This window comes from Arthrobacter sp. MMS24-T111 (assembly GCF_054888995.1).
Genome location: NZ_JBTZRO010000001.1, coordinates 3,768,336 through 3,791,685, shown reverse-complemented (window position 1 = coordinate 3,791,685; position 23,350 = coordinate 3,768,336). Strand labels below are relative to the sequence as shown.

The 23,350-nt window shown below is 67.6% G+C and carries 22 protein-coding genes and 2 pseudogenes; 19 read left to right on the top strand and 5 right to left on the bottom strand.

The window, feature by feature from the left end; genetic code table 11:
* The first annotated feature begins 28 nt into the window (after positions 1-28).
* The 10 genes and pseudogenes from truB to ACX5I6_RS17715 all read left to right on the top strand — a co-directional run bounded on the left by truB (position 29) and on the right by ACX5I6_RS17715 (position 10,029).
* Positions 29-964, top strand: a complete 936-nt coding sequence (gene truB / locus ACX5I6_RS17760; RefSeq protein WP_461841326.1) for a tRNA pseudouridine(55) synthase TruB — start codon at positions 29-31, stop codon at positions 962-964.
* 2 nt (positions 965-966) lie between these two features.
* Complete coding sequence (locus ACX5I6_RS17755) at positions 967-1,320, top strand: hypothetical protein (RefSeq protein ID WP_133832596.1); 354 nt, start codon at positions 967-969, stop codon at positions 1,318-1,320.
* 19 nt (positions 1,321-1,339) lie between these two features.
* Positions 1,340-1,789: a hypothetical protein gene (locus ACX5I6_RS17750; protein WP_461841325.1), complete on the top strand. Its 450-nt coding sequence runs from the start codon at positions 1,340-1,342 to the stop codon at positions 1,787-1,789.
* A gap of 78 nt (positions 1,790-1,867) precedes the next feature.
* On the top strand, positions 1,868-2,851 hold the full coding sequence (locus ACX5I6_RS17745) for a bifunctional riboflavin kinase/FAD synthetase (protein WP_461841324.1): 984 nt from the start codon (positions 1,868-1,870) through the stop codon (positions 2,849-2,851).
* 36 nt (positions 2,852-2,887) lie between these two features.
* Positions 2,888-3,742, top strand: coding sequence for a tryptophan 2,3-dioxygenase (gene kynA, locus ACX5I6_RS17740; protein ID WP_018763487.1), 855 nt, complete (start codon positions 2,888-2,890; stop codon positions 3,740-3,742).
* Positions 3,739-4,997: pseudogene (locus tag ACX5I6_RS17735) on the top strand (kynureninase). Before kynA ends, ACX5I6_RS17735 begins: the two are co-directional and overlap by 4 nt.
* 212 nt (positions 4,998-5,209) lie before the next feature.
* Positions 5,210-5,479, top strand: coding sequence for a 30S ribosomal protein S15 (gene rpsO / locus ACX5I6_RS17730; RefSeq protein WP_018763489.1), 270 nt, complete (start codon positions 5,210-5,212; stop codon positions 5,477-5,479).
* Between the two features lie 244 nt (positions 5,480-5,723).
* A complete protein-coding gene (locus tag ACX5I6_RS17725; RefSeq protein WP_026265073.1) occupies positions 5,724-7,982 on the top strand; it encodes a polyribonucleotide nucleotidyltransferase in 2,259 nt (752 codons plus the stop codon).
* A gap of 109 nt (positions 7,983-8,091) precedes the next feature.
* Positions 8,092-9,435, top strand: a complete 1,344-nt coding sequence (locus ACX5I6_RS17720) for a M16 family metallopeptidase (protein WP_018763491.1) — start codon at positions 8,092-8,094, stop codon at positions 9,433-9,435.
* Positions 9,436-9,642: 207 nt separating this feature from the next.
* Positions 9,643-10,029, top strand: a complete 387-nt coding sequence (locus tag ACX5I6_RS17715) for a DUF1579 domain-containing protein (protein ID WP_461841323.1) — start codon at positions 9,643-9,645, stop codon at positions 10,027-10,029.
* Between the two features lie 8 nt (positions 10,030-10,037).
* Here ACX5I6_RS17715 and ACX5I6_RS17710 read toward each other — a convergent pair whose 3' ends face one another.
* Positions 10,038-10,319 (bottom strand): hypothetical protein, encoded by a 282-nt coding sequence (locus ACX5I6_RS17710; protein ID WP_018772255.1) that lies wholly within the window; start codon positions 10,317-10,319, stop codon positions 10,038-10,040.
* A gap of 141 nt (positions 10,320-10,460) precedes the next feature.
* Between ACX5I6_RS17710 and ACX5I6_RS17705 the strand changes: the two genes are divergently transcribed.
* Complete coding sequence (locus ACX5I6_RS17705) at positions 10,461-11,582, top strand: helix-turn-helix transcriptional regulator (protein ID WP_461841322.1); 1,122 nt, start codon at positions 10,461-10,463, stop codon at positions 11,580-11,582.
* A 58-nt stretch (positions 11,583-11,640) separates the two neighbouring features.
* Here the strand turns inward: ACX5I6_RS17705 and ACX5I6_RS17700 are convergent, their stop codons facing one another.
* From ACX5I6_RS17700 to moaA, 3 genes are all read right to left on the bottom strand, one after another.
* A complete protein-coding gene (locus ACX5I6_RS17700) occupies positions 11,641-13,530 on the bottom strand; it encodes a DUF222 domain-containing protein (protein ID WP_461841321.1) in 1,890 nt (629 codons plus the stop codon).
* Between the two features lie 97 nt (positions 13,531-13,627).
* Positions 13,628-13,894, bottom strand: coding sequence for a MoaD/ThiS family protein (locus tag ACX5I6_RS17695; RefSeq protein ID WP_141181168.1), 267 nt, complete (start codon positions 13,892-13,894; stop codon positions 13,628-13,630).
* Positions 13,895-13,899: 5 nt separating this feature from the next.
* The gene (moaA, locus tag ACX5I6_RS17690; RefSeq protein WP_285248088.1) at positions 13,900-15,027 is read right to left on the bottom strand and encodes a GTP 3',8-cyclase MoaA; all 1,128 of its coding nucleotides are present in this window, start codon (positions 15,025-15,027) and stop codon (positions 13,900-13,902) included.
* 256 nt (positions 15,028-15,283) lie between these two features.
* Here moaA and ACX5I6_RS17685 point away from each other — a divergent pair, with 256 nt between their 5' ends.
* From ACX5I6_RS17685 to ACX5I6_RS17650, 8 genes and pseudogenes are all read left to right on the top strand, one after another.
* The gene (locus ACX5I6_RS17685) at positions 15,284-16,762 is read left to right on the top strand and encodes a molybdopterin-dependent oxidoreductase (RefSeq protein ID WP_461841747.1); all 1,479 of its coding nucleotides are present in this window, start codon (positions 15,284-15,286) and stop codon (positions 16,760-16,762) included.
* 23 nt (positions 16,763-16,785) lie between these two features.
* Positions 16,786-18,050, top strand: a pseudogene (locus tag ACX5I6_RS17680) (molybdopterin molybdotransferase MoeA).
* Positions 18,038-18,529, top strand: a complete 492-nt coding sequence (moaC, locus tag ACX5I6_RS17675; RefSeq protein ID WP_461841320.1) for a cyclic pyranopterin monophosphate synthase MoaC — start codon at positions 18,038-18,040, stop codon at positions 18,527-18,529. The pseudogene ACX5I6_RS17680 and the gene moaC overlap by 13 nt, the downstream one beginning before the upstream one ends.
* A complete protein-coding gene (locus tag ACX5I6_RS17670; RefSeq protein ID WP_461841319.1) occupies positions 18,526-19,056 on the top strand; it encodes a MogA/MoaB family molybdenum cofactor biosynthesis protein in 531 nt (176 codons plus the stop codon). The genes moaC and ACX5I6_RS17670 overlap by 4 nt, the downstream gene beginning before the upstream one ends.
* On the top strand, positions 19,046-19,522 hold the full coding sequence (locus ACX5I6_RS17665) for a molybdenum cofactor biosynthesis protein MoaE (RefSeq protein ID WP_018763643.1): 477 nt from the start codon (positions 19,046-19,048) through the stop codon (positions 19,520-19,522). Before ACX5I6_RS17670 ends, ACX5I6_RS17665 begins: the two co-directional genes overlap by 11 nt.
* Before the next feature lie 117 nt (positions 19,523-19,639).
* The gene (gene dapB / locus ACX5I6_RS17660; protein WP_285248084.1) at positions 19,640-20,410 is read left to right on the top strand and encodes a 4-hydroxy-tetrahydrodipicolinate reductase; all 771 of its coding nucleotides are present in this window, start codon (positions 19,640-19,642) and stop codon (positions 20,408-20,410) included.
* Positions 20,411-20,412: 2 nt separating this feature from the next.
* Positions 20,413-20,886: a hypothetical protein gene (locus ACX5I6_RS17655; RefSeq protein WP_461841318.1), complete on the top strand. Its 474-nt coding sequence runs from the start codon at positions 20,413-20,415 to the stop codon at positions 20,884-20,886.
* Between the two features lie 214 nt (positions 20,887-21,100).
* Positions 21,101-22,048, top strand: a complete 948-nt coding sequence (locus ACX5I6_RS17650) for a TM2 domain-containing protein (RefSeq protein WP_461841317.1) — start codon at positions 21,101-21,103, stop codon at positions 22,046-22,048.
* On the opposite strand, the gene ACX5I6_RS17645 is transcribed toward ACX5I6_RS17650, so the two are convergent.
* Positions 22,029-23,279, bottom strand: coding sequence for a heparan-alpha-glucosaminide N-acetyltransferase domain-containing protein (locus ACX5I6_RS17645; protein ID WP_461841316.1), 1,251 nt, complete (start codon positions 23,277-23,279; stop codon positions 22,029-22,031). The genes ACX5I6_RS17650 and ACX5I6_RS17645 overlap by 20 nt on opposite strands.
* Positions 23,280-23,350: the final 71 nt, after the last annotated feature.

Below are 23,350 nucleotides of genomic sequence, written 5' to 3'. Positions count from 1 at the left end.
CCCAACCTGCGCCGATATACTGGGAGGCGTGCTTTCTGGACTGGTGATAGTGGACAAGCCGCAGGGATGGACCAGCCATGACGTGGTTGGCCGGATGCGGCGCCTCGCAGGTACCCGGAAAGTGGGGCACGCGGGAACCCTGGACCCCATGGCCACCGGCGTCCTGGTTCTCGGTATCAATAAGGCCACCCGGCTGCTGACCTATATCGTGGGCACCGCCAAGACCTACACGGCCACCATCCGGCTGGGCCAGTCCACCGTGACGGACGACGCCGAAGGGGAGGTCACCGCCACGGCCGGCACGTCCGGGGTGGGCGAGCAGGCAATTTACGACGGCGTCGCAGCCCTCACCGGCAGGATCGAGCAGGTGCCCAGCAGCGTCAGCGCCATCAAGGTCAACGGCGAACGCGCCTATGCACGGGTGCGCTCCGGCGAGGACGTCAAGCTGGCCGCCCGCCCCGTCACCATCCACCGGTTCGAGGTCCATGCCGTCAGGCGGGATCCGGACGCGGACGTTATCGACCTCGATGTCACGGTTGAATGCTCCTCCGGCACCTACATCCGTGCCCTCGCCCGGGACCTCGGCAACGCCCTCGGCACCGGCGGGCACCTTACCGCCCTCCGGAGGACCCAAGTGGGCCCCTACTCGCTGGACCAGGCGCGGACCCTCGAAGAGCTCGCCGAAGAACTCACCATCCTGGAAATGTCGCAGGCCGCCCGGGCCCTGATGCCCAACCGTGAGCTGACCGCGGAGGAAACCACGGAAATCTCCTTCGGCCGGCGGATCGCTGCCGGGGCCGCCCCCGGCACCGCGGGCACCGCCACGGCGGAACACCCGGCCGCAGCCTTCGCCCCGGACGGCACCTTGGTGGCCCTCCTCGCCGACGCGGGCAGCTACGCCAAACCGGTGCTGGTCTTTGCCCCCGGCACCGGCCCGGCGGCGACCACCGCGGCGGAGGCATAGGCGTGGATGCATATTTTTGGATCATCCTGGTGGTCGGCCTGGTGTCCACGGTGCTCTGCCTCGGTGCCGGAATCCTGAAGAAAGCGCCCAACGACGTCACCATCCTCTCCGTTGCCGCGGTTGAACTGGCCCTGGTGGTCTACCTGGTGGGTTCCATCGTGCGGGTCATTGCCGGCGAACACATCGCAGGCGAAGCCTGGGAATTCTGGGGCTACATGGCCACCGCCATGCTCCTGCCCCCGGCAGCGGCGTACTGGTCCATCCTGGAACGGACCCGGTGGAGCAACTTTGTCCTGGCCGCCGTCGGCGTCACCGCACTGGTGATGGCGGCGCGGATGAACCAGATCTGGTACTGAAGTGGAAGAGGCAGAACAAATGAGAGACCAGCAGGGCCGCCCGGCCGCCGACGCACCCGCCCGCAACACCCGCAATACCGGACCCGGCAGGTTGCTGATCGCGGTCTACGGGGTTTTCGCGATCTCCGCCACGGCCCGCGCCGGGTACCAGATCCTCACCAAATTCTCCGAGGCTCCGCTGGCCTACCTGCTCTCGGCCTTCGCCGCCCTGGTGTACGTGGTGGCCACCGTCTCCCTGGCCAAGGCAGGCAGCACCTGGTTCAAGGTGTCCGTGGCGGCCGTCCTGGTGGAACTGGCGGGTGTCCTGGTGGTGGGGACCCTGAGCGTCCTGGACTCCGTGCAGTTCCCGCATGAGACGGTCTGGTCGCTGTTCGGCCGGGGCTACGGCTTCATCCCGCTGCTGCTGCCCATCCTCGGGCTGGCGTGGCTGTACCGCCGCCGCCCGTCCCGGGCCAAAGAGACGCAGTGAATCCGGGTAACCTTGAAGAGTTCCGCGGCCGGCCTGGCCCCGGAGCACAGATTTTGCAGGCAGCTTAAGGCGAGGGTGATGGTCTACATCTGGAACGATCCGTCCGATGTCCCGGCGGACTTCGGCCCATCCGTTGTCACGTTCGGCAACTTCGATGGCGTTCACCGCGGCCACCAGCAGGTGCTGTCCCAGCTGATCCGCTCGGCCCGTCTCGCGCACGCCAAGGCCGTGGCCGTCACCTTCGATCCCCACCCCGCGCTGATCCATCGCCCCGAGGCTGCACCGGAACTGATCATGGGCCTGGAGGACAAACTGGATGCCCTGGGCGAGCTCGGCCTGGACGCCGTCCTCGTGGTCAAGTACTCCCTGGACCTCGCCAGCCTGACGGCCGAGGAATTCGTGGAGCAGTACCTGGTGGACTGCCTGCACGCGAGCCACGTTGTCATCGGCCACGATGCCCGCTTCGGCCGCGGCAACTCCGGTGACCTGGACACCATGAAGGCGCTGGGCAAAAAGTTCGGCTTCGATGTCCAGGTGATCAGCGAATTCGGCTCAGAGGGCTACCCGCTGCACGGCGACGAAGCCACCGACCGGCGCTGCTCGTCCACCTGGGTGCGCGAGGCGCTGCAGGAGGGCGACGTCGCCACCGCTGCCGCGGTGCTGGGCAGGGCCCACCGGATGCGCGGCGAAGTGGTCCACGGTGCCGCCCGCGGCAGGGCGCTCGGTTTCCCCACCGCAAACCTCGCCTCCAATGCCTCGGGACTGATCCCGGCCGACGGCATCTACGCAGGCTGGCTGGTGGACCAGGCCGGAACGCGCTGGCCGGCGGCGATTTCGGTGGGCTCCAATCCCACGTTCGACGGCGTCAGCCGGCAAGTCGAGGCACACGTCATCGACCGGCCCAAGGAAGCCGTGGAGGACTTCGATCTGTACGGCCAGACAGTGATCGTGGAATTCGTCGAACGGTTGCGGGGCATGGTGGCCTATCGTGGCCCTGAGGCCCTGGTGGAACAGATGCGGCTGGATGTGGCGCAGGCCCATCAACTCCTCGCCGCCCGCTGACAGCACTGCCGGGGCCCTATCAACGAAAGGCAGTGCGTGTCCGTCGAAAAGAACACCCGCAAGCTCGATGAAGGGATTGTCCGCGACTTCAGCTCGCGGATGAGCTACGCCTCCTACCTGCAGTTGCCCACGCTGCTTAGTGCCCAAAAGCCGGTCAGCGAGCCGGAACACCACGACGAGATGCTGTTCATCATCCAGCACCAGACCACCGAGTTGTGGCTGAAGCTGGTCCTGCACGAGCTGCGCAGCGCCGCCGCCTGGCTGCGGGCCGACGACCTCGGCTCGGCGCTGAAGGGCATTGCCCGGGTCAAGCACATCCAGAAGACCCTCACCGAACAATGGTCCGTACTGGCCACCCTGACCCCCACCGAGTATTCGCAGTTCCGCGGCTTCCTGGGGAATTCCTCGGGCTTCCAGTCCGCCCAATACCGGGCGGTCGAATTCGTGCTGGGAAACAAAAACCGCAAGATGCTGCCGGTCTTCGAATCCGATCCCGAGGCCCACGCCATGCTGGCGGAACTGCTTGCGGCCCCCAGCATCTACGACGAGTTCCTCGCCTATCTGTCCCGGCACGGATTCGACGTGCCCGCTTCCGTCCTGGACCGGGACGTGACGCGCGCCCATGAGTTCACCCCGGACCTGGTCCCACTCTTCAAGCACATCTACGAAAACGCGGCAGAGAACTGGGCCGCTTACGAGGCGTGCGAGGAACTGGTGGACCTGGAGGACAACTTCCAGCTCTGGCGGTTCAGGCACCTGCGCACCGTTCAGCGGACCATCGGCATGAAGACAGGCACGGGTGGTTCCAGCGGGGTCACCTTCCTGCAGAAGGCGCTGGAGCTGACATTTTTTCCGGAACTATTTGCCGTCAGGACGGAGATCGGACAATGAGCATCCACCAAGACGGCCCCACCGGCGTGACCACTGAGGCGCTCCACCGCCGGGCGGCGGAGCTGGACCGCCAAGACCCGCTGGCAACGTACCGGGACCATTTCATCGGAACGGACACCCCGGTGTCCTACCTTGACGGCAACTCCCTGGGCCGGCCCCTGAAACGGACCGCCGACGACGTCGCCGCCTTCGTCCGGAACGAATGGGGCGGCCGGCTCATCCGCGGCTGGGACGAACAGTGGCTCGCCATGCCGCAGGCCATCGGAGACCAGCTGGGCCGCGCCGTCCTGGGCGCGGCCCCGGGACAAACGATCATTGCCGATTCCACCACCGTGGTGCTCTACAAGCTGCTCCGCGCCGCGCTGGCCGCCGTGCCGGACCCGGACCGCAACGAGCTTGTGCTCGATACCGGGAACTTTCCCACGGACCGCTACCTGGTGGAGGGCATTGCCCTGGAAGAGGGGCTGACCCTCCGGTGGATCGATCCCGATCCGGCAGCCGGGGTGACCCTTGACCAGGTGCGCCAGGCCACCGGGCCGCGGACCGCCGTCGTGCTCCTCAGCCAGATCGCCTACCGTTCAGGGCACCTGGCTGACCTGCCCGGAATCACCGCGGCAGTGCACGACGCCGGCGCCTTGGTGGTGTGGGATCTTTGCCACTCCGCGGGGTTGGTAGAGATCGGCCTGGACGGCGCGGACGTGGACTTCGCCGCCGGCTGCACCTACAAGTACCTCAACGGCGGCCCGGGCTCACCCGCCTTCGCGTACGTCAACGCCCGCCACCTTCCGGCGCTCAACCAGCCCATCTGGGGTTGGATGGGCCGCAAGGACGCTTTTGAGATGGCCGCCGGCTATGAACCGGCGGCAGGTATCCGCGGCTTCCTCAGCGGCACCCCCGCCATCTTCGGCATGATCGCCATGCAAGGCACCCTGGACCTCATCGAGGAAGCCTCGATGGCTGCCATCCGGACGAAGTCAGTGGCACTGACCGCCTTCGCCATCGATGTCTTCGACGCCTGGCTCGCCCCGCTGGGTGCCGAACTGGCTTCGCCCAGGGACGCGGGGAGCGGGGCGGCCACATCACCGTGGACCACCCGGACTTCAGCAAAGCCACCGTGGAAGCGCTCTGGGACGGCGACGTCATCCCGGACTTCCGCTCACCGCACGGGATCCGGGTGGGGTTGTCGCCGCTGAGCACCAGCTTCGCCGAGGTCCTCGACGGCATGGCCGCCATCCGGGACCGGCTGCAGGGCTGACGCCCGGCGCCGGAGCGGGCCGCGTGTCCGCCCGGACTGTTTCGACAAGGTTAGGCCCGGCCCGGTAAACTGGACGATGGATCCGGCTGCAGTCCGTGGCGGCTGGGTCCTGTCGTTGCGGCTTTCCCGGGTTTCCGGGACAGGACGTGCATGGCAGACCCGGCAGTGAACTTCTGACCTGGGCCCTCACGGCACATTCCCAAGGAGTTATTGTGGCACTTGACGCCGCTGTAAAGCAGTCCATCATCAAGGAATACGCAACCGCCGAAGGCGACACCGGTTCACCCGAGGTCCAGGTTGCCGTCCTGACCCAGCGGATCAAGGATCTGACTGAGCACATGAAGGAGCACAAGCACGACTACCACACCCAGCGCGGTCTGCTGGCCATGGTTGGTCGTCGCAAGCGTATGCTGAGCTACCTCAAGAAGACTGACATCGCCCGCTACCGTACGCTCATCGAGCGTCTCGGCCTGCGCCGCTAGTCTGGCTTTGGGGCGGCCCTTTCCCTCCGGAACGGGCCGCCTTCTTCAAATGAAAAACTAAACAGGAGGATCAACCGCATCACGCATTCGCGGTCCTCGGTAGTGATCCCCGGGAACGGCTTCGTTGACTGAAGCCGGCGGCCCGTGGGTCTCGATCGATGACCGGGTGCAAGGGCCAGTAGACAGATGCTGGGCTGGGTTGATGCGGCTGGACTTCCGTGAAACAGAAACGGAGGTGACTCTCTTGGAGGGTCCCGAAATCCAGTTCTCAGAGGCTGTCATTGACAATGGCCGCTTCGGCAAGCGTGTAATCCGCTTTGAAACCGGCCGCCTCGCCAAGCAGGCCGCCGGCGCAGCCATGGTGTACATCGACGACGACACCGCGCTGCTGTCCGCCACCACCGCCGGCAAGCACCCGCGTGAAGGCTTCGACTTCTTCCCGCTGACGGTCGACGTCGAAGAGCGCATGTACGCTGCCGGCCGCATCCCGGGCTCGTTCTTCCGCCGCGAAGGCCGCCCCTCCACCGAAGCCATCCTGGCCTGCCGGCTGATGGACCGCCCGCTGCGCCCCGCTTTCATCAAGGGCCTGCGCAACGAGGTCCAGATCGTGGTGACCGTCCTGGCCATCAACCCCGACGAGCTGTACGACGTCGTGGCCATCAACGCCTCCTCGATGTCCACCCAGCTGTCCGGCCTGCCGTTCTCCGGCCCGATCGGCGGCGTCCGCGTTGCCCTCGTCGCCGACGAGCACGGTTCGCAGTGGGTTGCATTCCCCAAGCACTCCCAGCTGGAGAACTCGGTCTTCAACATGGTGGTTGCCGGCCGCGTTGCCGGTGACGACGTCGCCATCATGATGGTTGAAGCCGAAGCCACCGACAACTCCTGGAACCTCATCAAGGAACAGGGCGCCACCGCCCCCACCGAAGAGGTTGTGGCCGAAGGCCTCGAGGCCGCCAAGCCGTTCATCAAGGCACTCTGCGACGCCCAGGCCGATCTCGCCGCGCGCGCCGCAAAGCCCACGGTCGAATTCCCGGTCTTCCTGGACTACGAGGATGACGCTTACGCCGCCGTCGAATCCGCTGCCGCCGACAAGCTGGCAGCTGTCTTCCAGATCGCCGACAAGCAGGAACGCGACAACGCTTCCGACGCGCTCAAGGACGAAGTCCTGGCGGGCCTGGCCGGCCAGTTCGAAGGCCGCGAAAAGGAGCTTTCCGCTGCTTTCCGCTCGGTCACCAAGCACGTTGTGCGCCAGCGCATCCTCAAGGACCAGATCCGCATCGACGGCCGTGGCCTGACGGACATCCGCCAGCTCACCGCAGAGGTCGAGGTCCTGCCCCGCGTTCACGGTTCGGCCATCTTCGAGCGCGGCGAGACCCAGATCATGGGTGTCACCACGCTGAACATGCTCAAGATGGAACAGCAGATCGACTCGCTGTCTCCCGTCACCCGCAAGCGCTACATGCACAACTACAACTTCCCGCCGTACTCCACCGGTGAAACCGGCCGCGTGGGCTCGCCCAAGCGTCGCGAAATCGGCCACGGCGCCCTGGCCGAGCGCGCCCTGGTGCCCGTCCTGCCGTCGCGCGAGGAGTTCCCCTACGCCATCCGCCAGGTATCCGAGGCCCTCGGTTCCAACGGCTCGACGTCGATGGGTTCCGTCTGCGCATCCACCCTGTCCCTGCTGAACGCCGGTGTGCCCCTGAAGGCCGCCGTCGCCGGTATCGCCATGGGCCTGGTGTCCGACCAGGTTGACGGCCAGACCCGCTACGCGGCACTGACCGACATCCTCGGCGCCGAAGACGCCTTTGGCGACATGGACTTCAAGGTTGCCGGTACGGCCGAGTTCGTCACCGCCATCCAGCTGGACACCAAGCTCGACGGTATCCCCGCCTCGGTGCTGGCTGCAGCGCTGAAGCAGGCCCGCGAAGCCCGCCTGCACATCCTCGAGGTCATCAACTCGGCCATCGACACCCCGGACGAGCTCTCCGAGTTCGCACCGCGCGTCATCGCCGTCAAGATCCCCGTGGACAAGATCGGCGAGGTCATCGGCCCCAAGGGCAAGATGATCAACCAGATCCAGGAAGACACCGGCGCCGACATCTCCATCGAGGACGACGGCACGGTCTACATTGGCGCCACCAACGGTCCGTCTGCAGACGCAGCACGCTCCGCCATCAACGCCATCGCCAACCCGCAGGTCCCGGAAATCGGCGAACGCTACCTGGGTACGGTCGTCAAGACCACCACCTTCGGTGCCTTCGTGTCGCTGACCCCGGGCAAGGACGGCCTCCTGCACATCTCCGAACTCCGCAAGCTGGCCAACGGCAAGCGCGTGGACAACGTCGAGGACGTCGTCTCCGTGGGCCAGAAGGTCCAGGTTGAGATCACCAAGATCGATGACCGCGGCAAGCTCTCGCTCGCCCCGGTGGTCGCCGAGGAAGAGGCTCCGGCCGACACCGAGCGCGTCCACGCCACGGAGCCGGCTGAAGGCGCTGACGTCTAACAGCCCTCGCTTGGCACCAGCATGAATCGGCGGGACCGGTGGATGATCCACCGGTCCCGCCGCTGTTACGATGGCAGCCAGATCCGGCTGCCCGTCCTGAAAGGCTTCAATGACTGTTGTACCCCTGCCGCTTGAGCAGAACCACGCCGGCGACACCCTGGTCCATGGCTCCGACGGCGGGTCCGAAGTCCGCCGTTCCGTGCTGCCCGGGGGAGTGCGGGTACTGACGGAAGCGATGCCGGGCCAACGGTCGGCCACGATCGGCTTTTGGGTGGGCGTCGGATCCCGTGACGAGGCGCCCGGCCAGCACGGTTCCACGCACTTCCTTGAGCACCTCCTGTTCAAAGGCACCCGCCGGCGCACCGCCCTGGAGATCGCCTCGGCGTTTGACGAGGTGGGCGGAGAATCGAATGCCGCCACCGCGAAGGAAAGCACGTGCTACTTCGCCCGTGTCCTGGATTCGGACCTGCCCATGGCCATCGATGTCATTGCGGACATGATCACCGGCGCCGTCCTGGACCCGGATGAGATGGAGCAGGAACGTGACGTCATCCTTGAGGAAATCGCCATGGACAGCGACGACCCCACCGACGTTGCGCACGAACACTTTGTGGCCGCCGTCCTGGGCAGCCACCCCCTGGGACGGCCGATCGGCGGGACCCCCGCAGCGATCAAAGCCGTGGCCCGCGACTCCGTGTGGGACCACTACCGCAAGTACTACAAGCCGCAGGAACTGGTCATCACCGCCGCGGGCGGCCTGGACCACGACGTTGTCTGCGGACTCGTGGTGGACGCCCTCGAATCCGCAGGATGGTCGCTTGAGCCGGATGCGGCCCCGGTCAGCCGGCGCCCCACCGAACGCGCCCAGATCACCGGAACGGCGGGACTGCACGTGGTCAAGCGCGCAGTGGAACAGGCCAACATCATCATGGGGTGCCCCACCATCGTTGCCACGGATGAGCGCCGCTACGTCATGAGCGTCCTGAACGCCGTCCTGGGCGGCGGCATGTCCTCCCGGCTTTTCCAGGAAATCCGCGAGAAGCGCGGATTGGTGTACTCCACCTACTCCTTCGCCTCGTCCTACGCCGACGCCGGCTACTTCGGGATGTACGCCGGCTGCACTCCGTCAAAGGTCCGCCAGGTGCTGGACCTGCTGGGCGTGGAGTTGGACAAGCTCGCGGAGCACGGTATTTCAGGCGATGAATTGCGCAAGGCCGTGGGACAACTCGGCGGCGGGATCGTCCTGGCACTCGAAGACACCGGGTCCCGGATGTCCCGGTTGGGCCGGGCCGAACTGGTCTCCGGCGAATACCAGGACATCGACGAAACCCTGCGCCAGATCAAAGCCGTCACTGCGGAGCAGGTCCAGGAACTCGCCGCTGAACTCGCCGCCGCGCCGCGCACGGTCACCGTGGTGGGCCCGTTCGACGAAGACGAGACGTTCGGGTTGTAGCAACCTGGCGCCGCGGAGACGCTGGCGGCCCGGCCCTCCAGAGTCCATCCTAAGTGGGGAGCGATCTTCGTTTGGGAAGGCGGAACGGTGAACGGGGCGGGAGTGCGGCACGGACCTCATGCGTTATCGGGCCTGCTGGGTCACTGGCAGGGCTATACGCGCGTGGCTGCTGGCCCTTGGGGGCCGGAACACCGAGTGAACGCCGAGGTGACCTACACTGGGGTCGCCGGGGGTCTTGGTGTGGTGCAGAGCTACCGGCACGTTGAACCCGACGGCAGCCATTTCGAAGGCCACGGCATCTTCACGATCGATCCGGTCCACAACGATGTGCTGTGGTACTACGTGGACAGCGCCGGCGTTCCGCTCGGCAGCGCCACCCGCTGCACTTGGCGCGACGGTGTCCTCCGCGTTGAACGCCGCACTGCGGGAAGCTGGACGCGCCACTCCATCGAGGTGGCGGACGATGTCCTGACGCACGTCACCGAACTACGTTCTGCCGGGCAGGACGACGCCGGCGACACCCCGGAGGCTGGAACCGACGGCAATGAATCGCCGTACAGGCCATTCATGCGCTCGGAGTTCCACCGCGCGTGAGGAATGGGCTAGGATGCCGCTTCGATGATGCGCGTTTTCGGCGCACCGGCGAGGGCAGGGGCGTTGGCGGGCGAACGCCATACCTGTGTTCGAAGGTTCGTGAGCAGCTGCTCTGCCTGGGCCAGGTCCGCGAAGTCGAGTTCCACAACGATGTATTGCGGTTCGCCCACGGGCCGGCCTATCCGGTGCGCGAGAACCCCTGACGCGGACCGGCCCACCGGATCACGGTCGAATGCCGCCTTCCACGTGCTGAAATCGGTGATGCTGTGTTCGATCTGCAGGGTGAACATCCCAGTCTCCTTACTCGTCCCGCCAGGTTGGAGGACGCTCCACGCTGCTAAAGCTAGACTGTCCGGGCTGCGGCGGGTATCCCAGAATTCTGGGTGGCACCGCCTCCGGGTTGCCCGGGATGGCCGGAGCATACTTGGAACATGACCAAGGGCTGGGCTGGAAACCGGAGCCAGGAGCGCATCCGACTCCTGGCAGGCTCGGACCTGAATCACCAAGCTCTCCGGACAGCGATTCTGGCAGAAGTGGCCACCATGGTGCCTTTCGATGCATTCGTTTGGCCGTTGTGTGATCCCGTCACGACGGTGGGGATGGCGCCGAGGGCCAGGATTCCCTGCCCCCAGGAATTGCCCACACTTATCCGCCTCAAGTACCTCTCCGGGGCCGGCCGCTGGACCGAGCTGATGCATTCGCCGGAGCCGGCGGAGACCCTCCTGAAGGCAACGCAAGGAGAGCCCTTCCGCAGCCCGGTGTGGAGTGGCGTGTTGCAACGCTATGGGGTCCGGGATGTCCTGTCCGCCGTCTTTGCGGACAAGTATGGGTGTTGGGCCTGGCTCGATTTGTGGCGAACCGGCGATTCGGTCCCCTTCACGGACGAAGAAACTGCGTACCTGGGCGAGCTCTCAGCGGCAGTGACCGCGGGCCTGCGGAGGTCCGTAGCCAGGCAATTTTGGATTCGACCGCACCCGGAACCTGGCCCGGACCACGCATCCGGGACAGGAGCCGGGCAGCCCGGATTGCCGGAGCAGGCTGTCCTCACCCTGGACGACGATCTGGCGATAGCTGGCCGAACGGCGTCCGTGGACGACTGGCTCCAGCTGCTTCAGCCTGGTCCGGTCCCTCACGATCATGTGCCGGCTGAGGTGTTGAACGTTGCGGCCCAGCTGGCGGCAAGGGAAGCGCTGGTGGACACCCACCCCGCGGAATGCAGGGTCTACGTCGGGGCGGGCCGCTGGGCCTCCCTGCGGGCCAACCGCATGGAGTCGGGGGTGTCCGGACCTACTCCACCGGTGGCCGTGACGATTCAGGCCAGCACGCCTGCCGCGAGGCTTGACGTGTTTGCCCGGGCGTTTGGCCTGACACCCCGGCAGGGGGAACTGCTCTGGCTCACTGCAGCAGGGGCCGATACGGCAGCCATGGCGGACGCCCAGGGAGTGACGCCGTACACGATCCAGGACCAATTCAAGCAACTCTTCCAGACATGCGGAGTCCGCAGCCGGGTGTCCCTGCTGGCCATGGCCCTGGGCACGGGAGCCAGGGTCTAGCGGTGGGCTGTTGGCTTCCGGAGCCATCGCCTGAGACACATTCGTTTACCGGAAGTCCTTACGACAAGACAACGTCCCATCGGCTCGCCGGGTCTTGCGGCAGGAGGAACGGCATAGTGTAGAAGTCGTCCCACACAGGATCTGTTGGAGGGAGTTGATCCGGCTCAAGCAAGTTCCCGCCAGGCGGCTCCTCGGCTGGCACGTCCAGCCACTTCGGCATGTCAGCCAATAGGCACCCTTGCGGCAGCCCAAACGGCAGATCGCTCCTCAATTCAGGCGATGGTGGTTCCAGTAGCCCCGCCTCGTCCGCTTTCCGGGGTGTGTCCAACCCTGCCGGTAAGTTCAAGGCTGCGGGTGGGTCTGGCGCTGCCGGCGGGTTCAAGACTGCCGCTGGGTTCAAAACTGCCAGTGTGGATTGCCCGGACACGGTGCTGTTCCTCCGCAGGACCAATTGTGGCCGGTGGGTTGGTTGGGGGTCGTGTTGTTCGGGTGGGTAGTGTCTGCCGGTGGGTGAGGTCCAGCCGGGTGGTTCATTCTTAGTGGCCGGGTCGGGGGTCCAGGTGGTGTGGTGTTTGAGGCGGTGGTGTTTGGGGCAGAGCTGGGCCAGGTTGCCTACGTCTGTTTTGCCGCTGTGGTGCCAGGGGGTGAGGTGGTCGGTGTCGTTGTCGGGGGTGTGGTTGGTGCAGCCGGGGAAGGTGCATTTGCCGTCCCGCAGCCGGATCCATTTCTTGATGGTCTCGGGGAGCCGGTAGCGGGTGCGTCCGATTTCCAGGGGCGCGCCGTCGCGGGGGTCGACCAGGACCCGGTAGAACGATTCCGCCCCGCCGGCGACGAGCCTCCGTGCCATGGATGCCGGGATCGGCCCGAATCCGTCCAGCACCGCGGGCTCATCGGTGAGGCCGAGCAGTGAGAATACCGGGACCGTGACCAGGACGTCCGCCCGGGGTGTGGGGATCTTGCCAAGCCCGCCGGCGGTTCCCGCATCGGTGAAGCTGCCCGGGCCGGTGGCGCGGCAGGTGTCAGGCTGGGGCGGAGGTTCGGTGCCACCGGTGGGGCTGGTTCCGGCCTCGAGGGACAGGCTGGTGCGGCCGTTGGGGGTGGCGGTGGGCTGCAGCCCGGCGCCGAGGAGCAGGGACGCGGCGACGTCAGCGCGGAGCTGGGTCAGGGTCCGCTCATCCGTGGGGTTTTGGAGGCCGCGGGCGATGGCGGTGCTGCGGTTCCAGATCGCGCACGCGGTATCCCCGGGAAGGTAGAGCGAGAGCCAGGCCATCCCGTCCCGGTCCGGAGCGTAGTCCATCCGCCGGTCCGCCACCCCCTTGGCGTGGCGCTTCTCCAAGGACTCGGGGTGGTGGCGTTCCCGCCAGGCCCGGACCTTCGCCCGGAACCGGGACGGGACAAGCTCACCGGGCGCGGCGCCCCGGGCCGGGTGGGGCGCGTCAGGGTCGAAGAAATGCGCCACCAACGCGGCCGCCCCTGCAGGGGTGAGGCCTTCGGTTTCGTCGGCCACGATCCGGGCGTGCTGCCAGGACATGTCACCCGCAGCCAAGGCTTCAACCACCGGTGGCAGTGAACAAACCCGGCGGGACTGCTCCACCAACGCCCCGGCCGCCCCCGAACCGATGGTGAGGATCCCGGCGATCTCCTCCACCGCGGACATCTCCGCGAACGTGCGCTCCTCCACCGGGGCGTCCGGCGGAAGCAGAGCATGCTGGATGTCAACGCACTCGGCCACATCGCGCGCCTTCACCGCCGCCAGCTGAGCTTCCAACCTGGCCACAAGCTCCAGCCGTTCCAGACACAGCCCATACTGCCGCTGCAACACATCCACGGAAACGCCGGCATGAAGGTCAGAAGTCAAGGAAGCGTCCTCCAGAACCAGCCCGCTGAGCGCAGCAACAGAGGCGGAAACACCCTCTATCACCACTGCCAGATCCGCACCGATTCCCATGAAAACATCATCCAACGGGGGTCTGACATTCAAAGCGGACGCAGCTTTGGCAAGACTGGCCAGCCGCTGCCCAGACGCCCGGACATGCTTGGATTACCTACCCGCCGGCGAACGGGGGAAGCACGTCAACCACGTCGTCGGCCCCAAGAACCGTTGACTGGTCCCGGACGGCCACCTCGTTGAGCAGGAAGCTGCTCCGGGACAGGAGCCGAGCGAGCGGAGGAGTGCCTGCCGGCGGCTCGGCGCGGGGCACCCCCAGCACAGCCTCCAAGAGATGGGCGACCGTGGCACCGTCGGGCAAGTCGAACTTTTCTTCCTCACGCCCGGCGGCGGCGCGTGCGGCAGCGAAGTAACGTACAAGCATTCCGGTCAGCCCCCGATGGCGCTCATGCTGCGGTCCGGCTGGACGAAGTCCGGAGCGTCCAATCCCACGTGGTCCATGCCGTGGGCCTTTGGCTTGAGCCACATGGCATCCTGCCACCGCTGCGCCAGCTCGTCATCAGTTGCGCCCGAGCGCAGCAGGCCCAGCAGGTCGAATTCCTCGCGGGAGAACAGGCAGCTCATGATCTTGCCCTCGGCGGTAATCCGGGTGCGCCGGCAGTCCGCGCAGAACGGCTCGGTGACGGAGGCGATGATCCCCACTGTTCCCAGCACCGGACCGTCAGCCTCCAACGAACCTGCCGCCCGTCGTCGGACGTCAAAGCGCTCGGCGGGGGCACCGTCACGGGCCCGGGCATCGGGGCTGAGCACATAGTCCTTGGAAAGCAGGTCGCGGATCTCGGCGGCGGTGATCATGTTGCGGCGGGTCCAGCCATGGTCGGCGTCCAGTGGCATTTGTTCGATGAACCGCAGTTCATATCCCCGCTCCAGGGCCCAGGCGAGCAGTTGCGGCGACTCGGCGTCGTTGATGCCGCGCATGAGGACAGCGTTCAGTTTCACCGGACCCAGGCCGGCCGCCCAGGCAGCGTCCACACCCGCCAGGACCTGGTCCAGGAACGGCCGCCTGGTCAGTTTGGCGAACGTTTCCTCGTGCAGCGAATCCAGTGAGACATTGATCCGGGTCAGCCCCGCCGCTTTGAGCGGGGCCGCCTTCCTGGCCAGGCCAACACCGTTGGTGGTCATCGAGATGGGCAGGTCCGGATGGTTGTTCCGCAGCGCGGAGATGATCTCCACGAGGTCGTGCCGGACCAGCGGCTCACCGCCCGTCAGCCGCAGTTCCCGCACCCCCAGCTGCTCCACGCCGACGCGGACAATCCGGACGATCTCCTCAGCAGACATGACGGCCTGCTTCGCGAGCCACTCCAAGCCCTCCGCCGGCATGCAGTAGGTGCACCGGAGGTTGCACTTGTCCGTCAGCGACAGCCGCATATCCGTGGCGCGGCGGCCGTAGCGGTCCACCAGCCCGTCCGGTGCATCCGCGGGACGGCGTGCGGGAACGCCGGGCAGCTCCGATGCTGCTTCCTCCCGCGGCTGCGGCATGCCTAGCTGGACAGTCATGGATTCAGGCTACGCCACCTTGAGCCGCCCATCACACCCGTAACAGCACGGGTGCCGGTCACAGTTGCGGGCCAGTGCCGTCGGGCGGTGGCAAACCTATGCTGGAGGTGTGAACAATTCCCGGGTTTCGGAGGCGGCGGACGACGACGGCGGGCGCCTTGGGGAGCAGCCGGACCGTCCCGCCCCGCACAAGGCTGCCCTACGCGCCACGGGCAGGTGGGCCGCCGCCGCGGGTCTGGCCGCCGTTGCCGGCGGCGTGGCGTTGGGGGAGTTGCTCGCAGGATTTGCCAGTCCTTCCCTGTCGCCGCTGACGGCCGTTGGCGGTGCGGTCATCGACGCCGTCCCGCCGGGCGTCAAGGACTGGGCGGTCTCCGTCTTCGGAACGGCGGACAAGGCTGCCCTCCTGGCGGGCATGGCGCTGGTCATCGGCGTCCTGGCCTCGCTGGCGGGGGTGCTGGAGTTCCGCCGCGGCTACCGGGGTGCGGCCGTGGTGGGCATCTTCGGGGCCGTCGGAGCCGTGGCTGTCCTCACCCGCGCCCAAATGACGCCGATCGCCGTGGCGCTCCCGCTCGTGACCGCGGTGGTGGCCGTGGTGCTGCTGCGATTCCTGATCGGAAAGCTTCGCGAATGGAATGCGGGCACCCCTGAACCGGGCGGACCGGGAAGTTCCCGGCGGAGCTTCCTCCAGGCCCTGGCCGGCACGGCGGCCGTGTCCGCGGCGGCAGGCGTCCTGGCCGGTGCGTGGCGTGGGGCAACCAATGCCGTCAGCGACGTCAGGGCTCGGATCACCCTGCCAGTTCCGGCGTCACCGGCGCCGCCGGTTCCGGCCGGCGCCGACCTCGACGTTGCCGGAGTGACGCCGTTGGTGACGCCCAACCGGGAGTTCTACCGGATCGACACCGCGCTGTCCGTTCCGGCAGTCAACCCGGACAATTGGGCCCTTAGGGTCACAGGAATGGTGGACCGGGAGATCCAGCTGTCCTACGCGGAACTCCTGGCAAAGCCGCTCACGGAGCGCCACATCACCATCGCCTGCGTGTCCAACGGCGTGGGCGGCGACCTGATCGGGAACGCCCGCTGGCTGGGCTGGCCGGTCCGCGAATTGCTGGCCCAGGCGGGCCCCCACCCCGGAGCGGACATGGTGCTGTCCAGGAGCACGGACGGCTGGACGGCAGGGACGCCCCTGGAGGTCCTCACCGACACCAGGGACGCCCTGCTCGCCGTCGGAATGAACGGGGAACCCCTGCCTCTCGAGCACGGCTTTCCCGTCCGGATGATCGTCCCGGGACTCTACGGCTACGTATCCGCCACCAAATGGGTCACCGAACTCAAAGTCACCACGTTCGCGCAAGACGCCGGGTATTGGACCCCCCGGGGCTGGTCCGAGCGCGGCCCGGTCAAGACGTCCTCCCGGATCGACGTGCCCCGCAGCGGGCGTCCGGTCAGCGCAGGGTCCGTGGTCTTCGCGGGCGTGGCCTGGGCCCAACACACCGGGATCGGGAGGGTTGAGCTGAGGATCAACCGTGGGCCGTGGCGGGAGGCCGAACTCGCTGCGGGCCTGTCAGCGGACACCTGGTACCAGTGGAAACTGGCAGTGGACCTCACCCCGGGGCAGTACGAGGTCCAGGTCCGCGCCACGGACCTCACGGGCAAACCCCAGGAGGAAACGGAGCGGCCGCCCGAACCTGACGGTGCCACAGGATTCCACACGGTTAGAGTGGACGTGAAATCCTGAAGTCCGCGACCGAAGGCGTACCCATGACCAGCCCCACCCCGCACGGCCACCCGCCGGAAAGCCGTGCCCGGCACCCGCATGAACATGCCCGCTCGGTTGCCGACCACGCCGCCGCCGTCGCAGCACTCCTGCAGCCGCTCCGGGCGGCGGGACGCACCGAAACGCTCCCACTCAGCAGGGCCCTGGGCCGTGGGCTGGCGGCCGATGTGGCAGCGCCCGTCAGCCTGCCGCCATTCGCCAATTCGCAGATGGACGGTTACGCCGTCCACTCCGGCGACATCCCCGACGGCGGCGCAGACCTTGAGACCATGCCCCCGGTAGCCGCCGGATCAAGGCCGTCCGCGCTCGAACCCGGGACGGCGGCGCCCATCATGACAGGTGCCGTGATCCCGGCCGGTGCGGACGCCGTCGTACCCATTGAACGGGCCGTGCCGGACCACTTCCTGGAACCCGGCCGGGGCGGCACCGTCAGGCTGCCCGCCACCGGACCCGGCACGTACGTACGGTCCGCCGGGAGCGACATCGCGGCGGGGAGCTGGCCCTGGCCGCCGGGACCTGCCTGGGGCCGGCCCAGCTGGGGCTGCTCGCCGCGTTGGGCCTGGCCGAGGTGCCGGTCTACCGGGCTCCCACCGTCCTGCTGGTCACCACCGGGGACGAAGTGGTGGAACCCGGCCGGCCCCTCCCGCCCGGGAAGATCTACGATTCCAACGGAACCCTCCTCGAAGCCGCCATGACGCAGGCCGGCCTCACCGTCCGGCAGGCCGGTATCTCCACCGACAATCCCGATGAACTGCGCGGCCTGCTGCGTTCCGAGGGCCAAGGCGCCGATCTCATCGTCACCACCGGCGGGGTCAGCAAGGGCGCTTACGAAGTGGTGCGGCAGGCGATGGTGGATCAGCCCGTCGATTTCCTGCACGTGGCCATGCAGCCCGGCGGCCCCCAAGGCCTGGGAACGTTCGACGGCCTCCCTTTCCTCGGGTTCCCCGGTAACCCCGTCAGCTGCCTGGTGTCCTTCGAAATGTTCCTCCGCCCCGCGCTGTCCGGGCTCCTGGGCGCACCGGCGGCCAGGCTGCCGCTGCGGGCACGCCTGGCCCACCCGCTCACGTCCCCCGGCCACAAGCACCAGGTCCGGCGGGGCAGCCTGCAGCCCGGCGGCACCGTCAGGCTTGAGGGTGGTGAGAGTTCCCACCTGATGCATGCGCTCGCGGGCTCGAACGTCTTGGTCCACGTCCCCGCCGGCGTCACGGAACTCGGCGCCGGCGATGAGGTGGAAGTATGGATGCTGTGAACGCAGAACAGACCCCCGCCCTGACGCACCTGCGCCGGGACGGCAGTGCCCAGATGGTGGACGTGTCAGCCAAAGCCGAGACCACCCGGGAAGCCACGGCCACCGCTACCGTCCGGACCACCACGGAGGTCATGGAACTCCTGGGGGCCGGCGGCCTGCCCAAGGGCGACGCGCTGGCCGTGGCCCGGGTGGCCGGCATCATGGCCGCGAAGAAGACGCCTGACCTCATTCCGCTCTGCCACCCGTTGCCCCTGGCCAAAGTCACCGTCGATTTTGACCTCGGCCCCGATACCGTCACCATCAGGTCCACCGTGAAGACCCGCGGCGTCACCGGCGTGGAAATGGAGGCCCTGACTGCTGCGTCCGTTGCGGCCCTGAGCGTTTACGACATGATCAAGGCCGTGGACAAGCACGCCGTGCTGACGGATATCAAGGTGCTGGCCAAGAGCGGCGGCAAGAGCGGAGACTGGGCACTGTGACCGACACCAACCCCCTCGGCGCCCCCGAGCCGCACCGGCACGGCGACGTCCAGGGACGGAAAGCCGGCGTGGTGATCGCCTCCACCCGCGCCGCAGCCGGAATCTACGACGACGAGACCGGCCCGGTGATCAGCGATTGGCTGGCCGAGCACGGCTTCGATGTCTTTCCGCCGATGGTGGTCCCGGACGGTGAGCCCGTGGGCGCCGCCATCAGGGCGCTCCTGACCCAGCGTCCCGCCGTCGTGATTACCAGCGGCGGGACCGGCCTGAGCCCGGACGACCGGACTCCGGACGTGACGCTGCCCCTGCTGGACCGGGAGATTCCGGGCATCATGGAGGCCATCAGGCGGGCCGGCGCCGCCAAGACCCCGCTGGCCGCCCTGAGCAGGGGCCATGCTGGCGCAGCCGGAGCTACTTTTATAGTGAACCTGCCCGGTTCACCCAAGGGCGTCATGGACGGGCTCACCGTCCTGGACCCGGTGATCGGGCATCTCTGCGACCAGCTGGAAGGCGGACATGGGCACTGACGCGGCATTCGAGGTGGTCCGGGCAGTCCTCAGCGCGGACCCCATCTCCGTCGACCAGGCGATCGCCGCGGTGGAAAGCGACACCGCGGGCGCCGTGGTCAGCTTCAGCGGCGTAGTTCGCAACCACGACGCCGGCAAGGCAGTCGAGCGGCTCAGCTACAGTGCGCACCCCACGGCACACCAGGTGATGGCCGACGTCGTGGCCCGCCTGGTGGCCGAGCAGGACGCTGCGCCGGGCGCAGGCGGCGACGCCGTCCGGCAACCCGTCCGGATTTGGGCAGCGCACCGGATCGGGATGCTGGAAATCGGCGATCCCGCCCTGGTGTGCGCGGTCTCCGCGGCGCACCGCGGCCAGGCCTTCGCCGTCTGCTCGGAACTGGTGGACCGGATCAAGGAGCAGGTTCCCATTTGGAAGGAACAGTTCTTTTCCGACGGCACCGTCGAATGGGTCGGCGCGGACGGCTGATGCCTGCTGCGTCCGGGAACCGGCTGGCCCGGGCCGGCGTGGTTGTCCGCTCCGGTGCGAGGTAACGCACAGTGACCGGTTCCTGCGGCAACCGGTCCCGCCGGTAGGCTGGATGGCATGACCGAACAACACTCCGCCCCCAAGCTGGTAGCCGTCCTGGGCGCCAACGGACGCATGGGCGCCGAGGCCGTAAAAGCCATTGACGCCGCGCCCGACATGAAGCTCGTCGCAGCCCTGGGGCGGGGTGACTCGCTGGATCAGCTGACGTCCTCCGGTGCGCAGTACGTGGTGGACCTCACCGTTCCCGAGAGCACCGAAGCGAACGTCCGGTTCGCCGTCGAACGCGGCATGCACGCCGTGGTGGGCACCACGGGCTGGGACGCGGACAAGCTCTCTGCGCTGGAATCCGTCCTGGCCGGGCACCCGGAAACCGGAGTGCTCATCGCACCGAACTTCGCCCTCGGGTCCGTCCTTGCCTCGGCTTTCGCGGCCAAGGCCGCCCAATACTTCGAGTCCGTGGAAATCATCGAGCTGCACCACCCGGACAAGGTGGACGCCCCGTCCGGCACCGCCGTCCGGACTGCCCAGCTCATCGCCGCCGGGCGCAGTGCAGCGCAGGTGCCGCCCAGCCCTGATGCCACCACCAGCGAACGTGCCGGTGCCCGCGGCTGCGACGTGGATGGCGTCCGGGTCCACAGCGTCCGGCTCCGCGGGCTTGTGGCGCACCAGGAAGTCCTGCTGGGAGGCCCCGGCGAGCAGCTGACCATCCGCCACGACTCCTTCGACCGTGCATCCTTCATGCCCGGTGTTCTCCTGGGCGTGCGGCAGGTAGCCTCGCACCCCGGCCTGACCGTGGGACTGGACGGTTACCTGGACCTGGGGCTCTGAAAGTGAACGGGCTTGTAGCCGGCTTCCGGAAGAACCGCACCAAGATCTGGGTGGGAGCAGTGACGCTGCTGCTGGTCTTTTACCTGGTGGTGTCCTTCCAGCGCTCACTCCTGCTCCTGGCGGACAGCAACCTCACGGCGAAAGCCATTGGCGCGGCTTACCTGGTGCTGCCCGTCGTCGGTGCCTGGGCGCTGATCCGGGAGCTGATGTTCGGTGCCCGCACCGAGCAGATGGCCAAGGTCCTGGAAGCCGAAGGCGGGTTGCCGGTGGATGAGTTGCCGCGCACGCCCGGCGGCCGGATTGTCCGGGCGGCGGCAGATGCCGAGTTCGAAAAGTACCGTATCGAAGCCGAATCGGCTCCGGACGACTGGCGTTCGTGGTTCCGGTTGAGCTGCGCTTACGACGCCGCCGGGGACCGGAAGCGGGCCAGGGCCTCCATGCGCGACGCCGTCCGGCTGTTCACCGCGGCGTCCTAGCAGCGGCCGTTCCCGTGGCCGGTCCAACGGCCGGCGCCTGCCGGTGATTTCCTGCGATGGGCATTTCTGCCCATCGCAGCCGCATTCCGCCCGGGGTATGTTCGTCTGGCAATAATTTCCGGCTTGGGGGCGGAGATGGGGTGGGCGGGTTCTCCGCCGCGGACGTCCTTCGAAACCCCGTTTGCCTGCACCGAACCCGCACGAAGGACGATCCATGAGCCAGCCGCCTTACCCCCAGTCCCGGTACCCCCAGCCGACCGGCAGCGGACCGTCCGTGCCCCCGGTTCCGCCGGCACCCTCCCCGTTTGGCGGGCCCTACGCAACGAGCCCCCGGTGGGAATACCCGCCGGAGGCGAACCCGCTGGTTCCCTACGGTGACGGGCCGCGCAAGTCCTTCGTGGCCACCTGGCTCCTGTCCCTGCTCCTGGGCACCTTCGGGGCGGACCGGTTCTACCTCGGCAAGACCGGTTCCGCCGTGGCCAAGCTGCTGACGGCGGGCGGCCTGGGCATCTGGGCCATCGTGGACCTGGTCATGACCTTGACCGGGAACACCAGGGACATCCACGGCCGCCCGCTGGAGGGGTATCCGGAGACCAGGAAAAAGGCCTGGATCATCACCGCGGTCGTCTGGCTTGCGGGCGCCATTACGGGAACGGTGCTGGCCATTGCCTCCATCGCCGTAGTGTCCGCTGCCGTTGAGGGTTTCAACGTCCCGGCCCAGGCGCCCCTCCCGTCCTCCCAAGCCGCTACGGCGCCGTCACCGGGCACGTCCACGGAAGCGAACGCCTCGGTGGTGACCATGTCCGAGGGCAACACGGTGAGGGTTAGCGTGCTCGATTCCTTCTACACCGCCGAGATTCCCGGCATGTCCTACCTGGAACCGAAGAACGGCGGATTCCTGGCTGTGCAGGTGTCCTGGGAGACGGTAACGGGTAGCAGTTTTGCCACTCCGGCAAACTTCAGCGTCTTTGACGCGGACGGCAAGGAGGGTGCGCTGATCTACCTGGGCCAGGAAGTCGGCGGCCTGCAGACCGAGCAGGTGGGCGCCGGAGACGCGCGCCAGGGCGTTATCGCTTTTGACGTCAAGAAGGGACCCGTCACGGTGGTGGTCACCAATGACGACGGCGACCAGGCGTCCAGTTTTACCTTGACCCCGCCGTAGCAGGCCATGGCAGCAAACCGCGGCCGAGTTGGCCCGCGGCGTGGCCCAGCCATTCCAGCGGGCCGCGCCAAGACAACCTCGCAAACAGCACGCCAACGGTGATGGCAACGGCGGCGTGTGCGAAGTACATGCCGTCCTCGGTCCAGCCGGCCGGCAGGGGCTTCAGGTAGAAGTTCGACAACACCCAGACGTGGACCGTGTACAGGGTCAGGGTCATGGCCCCTGCGCCGCGCAGGGGCAGCAGCAGGTCCAGGTCAATCCACTCGGCGAGCCGCCCCAGCAGGAGGCATGCGCCGATGACGGCTGCCGCCACCGCCGAAGTATGAAGCAGGTCAAGGGGGGTCCCGGAGTGCGGTGCAGCAGAGGCCAGCCACCACCAGGAGCCGTCCTGCGGCAGCCCCGCCAGGTTTACCTGCAAGACGCTGTCCAACGGGTAGCCGGGGGCATTGACCACCTTCTCCAGGGCGGCCAGGCCACCCCAATCCTCGATCGCGGCCACCCCGATGGCCTTGGCGGTAACGGCCACCACCGATCCGCCCACCAGCAGGAGGGCAGGGACCAGGGCCTTGCCAAGGACCAGGCGGCCGATGGCCAGGCCCACCAGCAGGTACGCAAGCCACTGCACCGCGGGGTAGTAGCCGGTCAGGAAGAGGTCGCCCAGCAGCTGGCCGGGGGTGCCGAGGTCCTCCCACCGCGGGTTGTGGCCCAGCTTCAGTGGCGGCTCCGCGGCAAGGAGCCAGGGGCGCAGCAAGTAGGCCAGCACCGGCGACCCAAGGATCCAGCCCGCGGCCCAGGCGCACAGGGCCTTGGCGCCCAGGCCCAGGAAGGGCAGTACGCACAGGAACAACACGGCGTAATGGACCAGGATAACGGCCACGTTCACTTCCAGGCCGCCCAGGGTAAGTCCGACGGCGGCAATCACCACGGCACGCAGCGCGACACCGCGGCGGGCCTTCGCGAGATCGGGACCGGCCAGCGGCTGGTGCTTTCCGGTGGACAGGGCAAGTCCCACCCCGGCCAGCACGGCGAAGAGGGCCGCGGCCCGTCCGGAGAAGGTGAGGCCGATCCAGGTCGGGGTGAGGTTGGCGTTCGACTCGAACGTTGGCAGCAGGTGCGTGGCCATCATGCCCAGAAGGGCGAGGCCCCGCGCTGCATCGATGCCGCGAAGACGGCCCGGCTGGTTCCGCCCGGGGGCCTTTCGCGACCGGGTGGCCGGGGTGCGGGACGTCATGACCCGATCGTCTCACATGCCCGTGCGGCGCGGCTTGCCGGCGATGTAAAGGGTGCCCGGCGGCGCCCTGC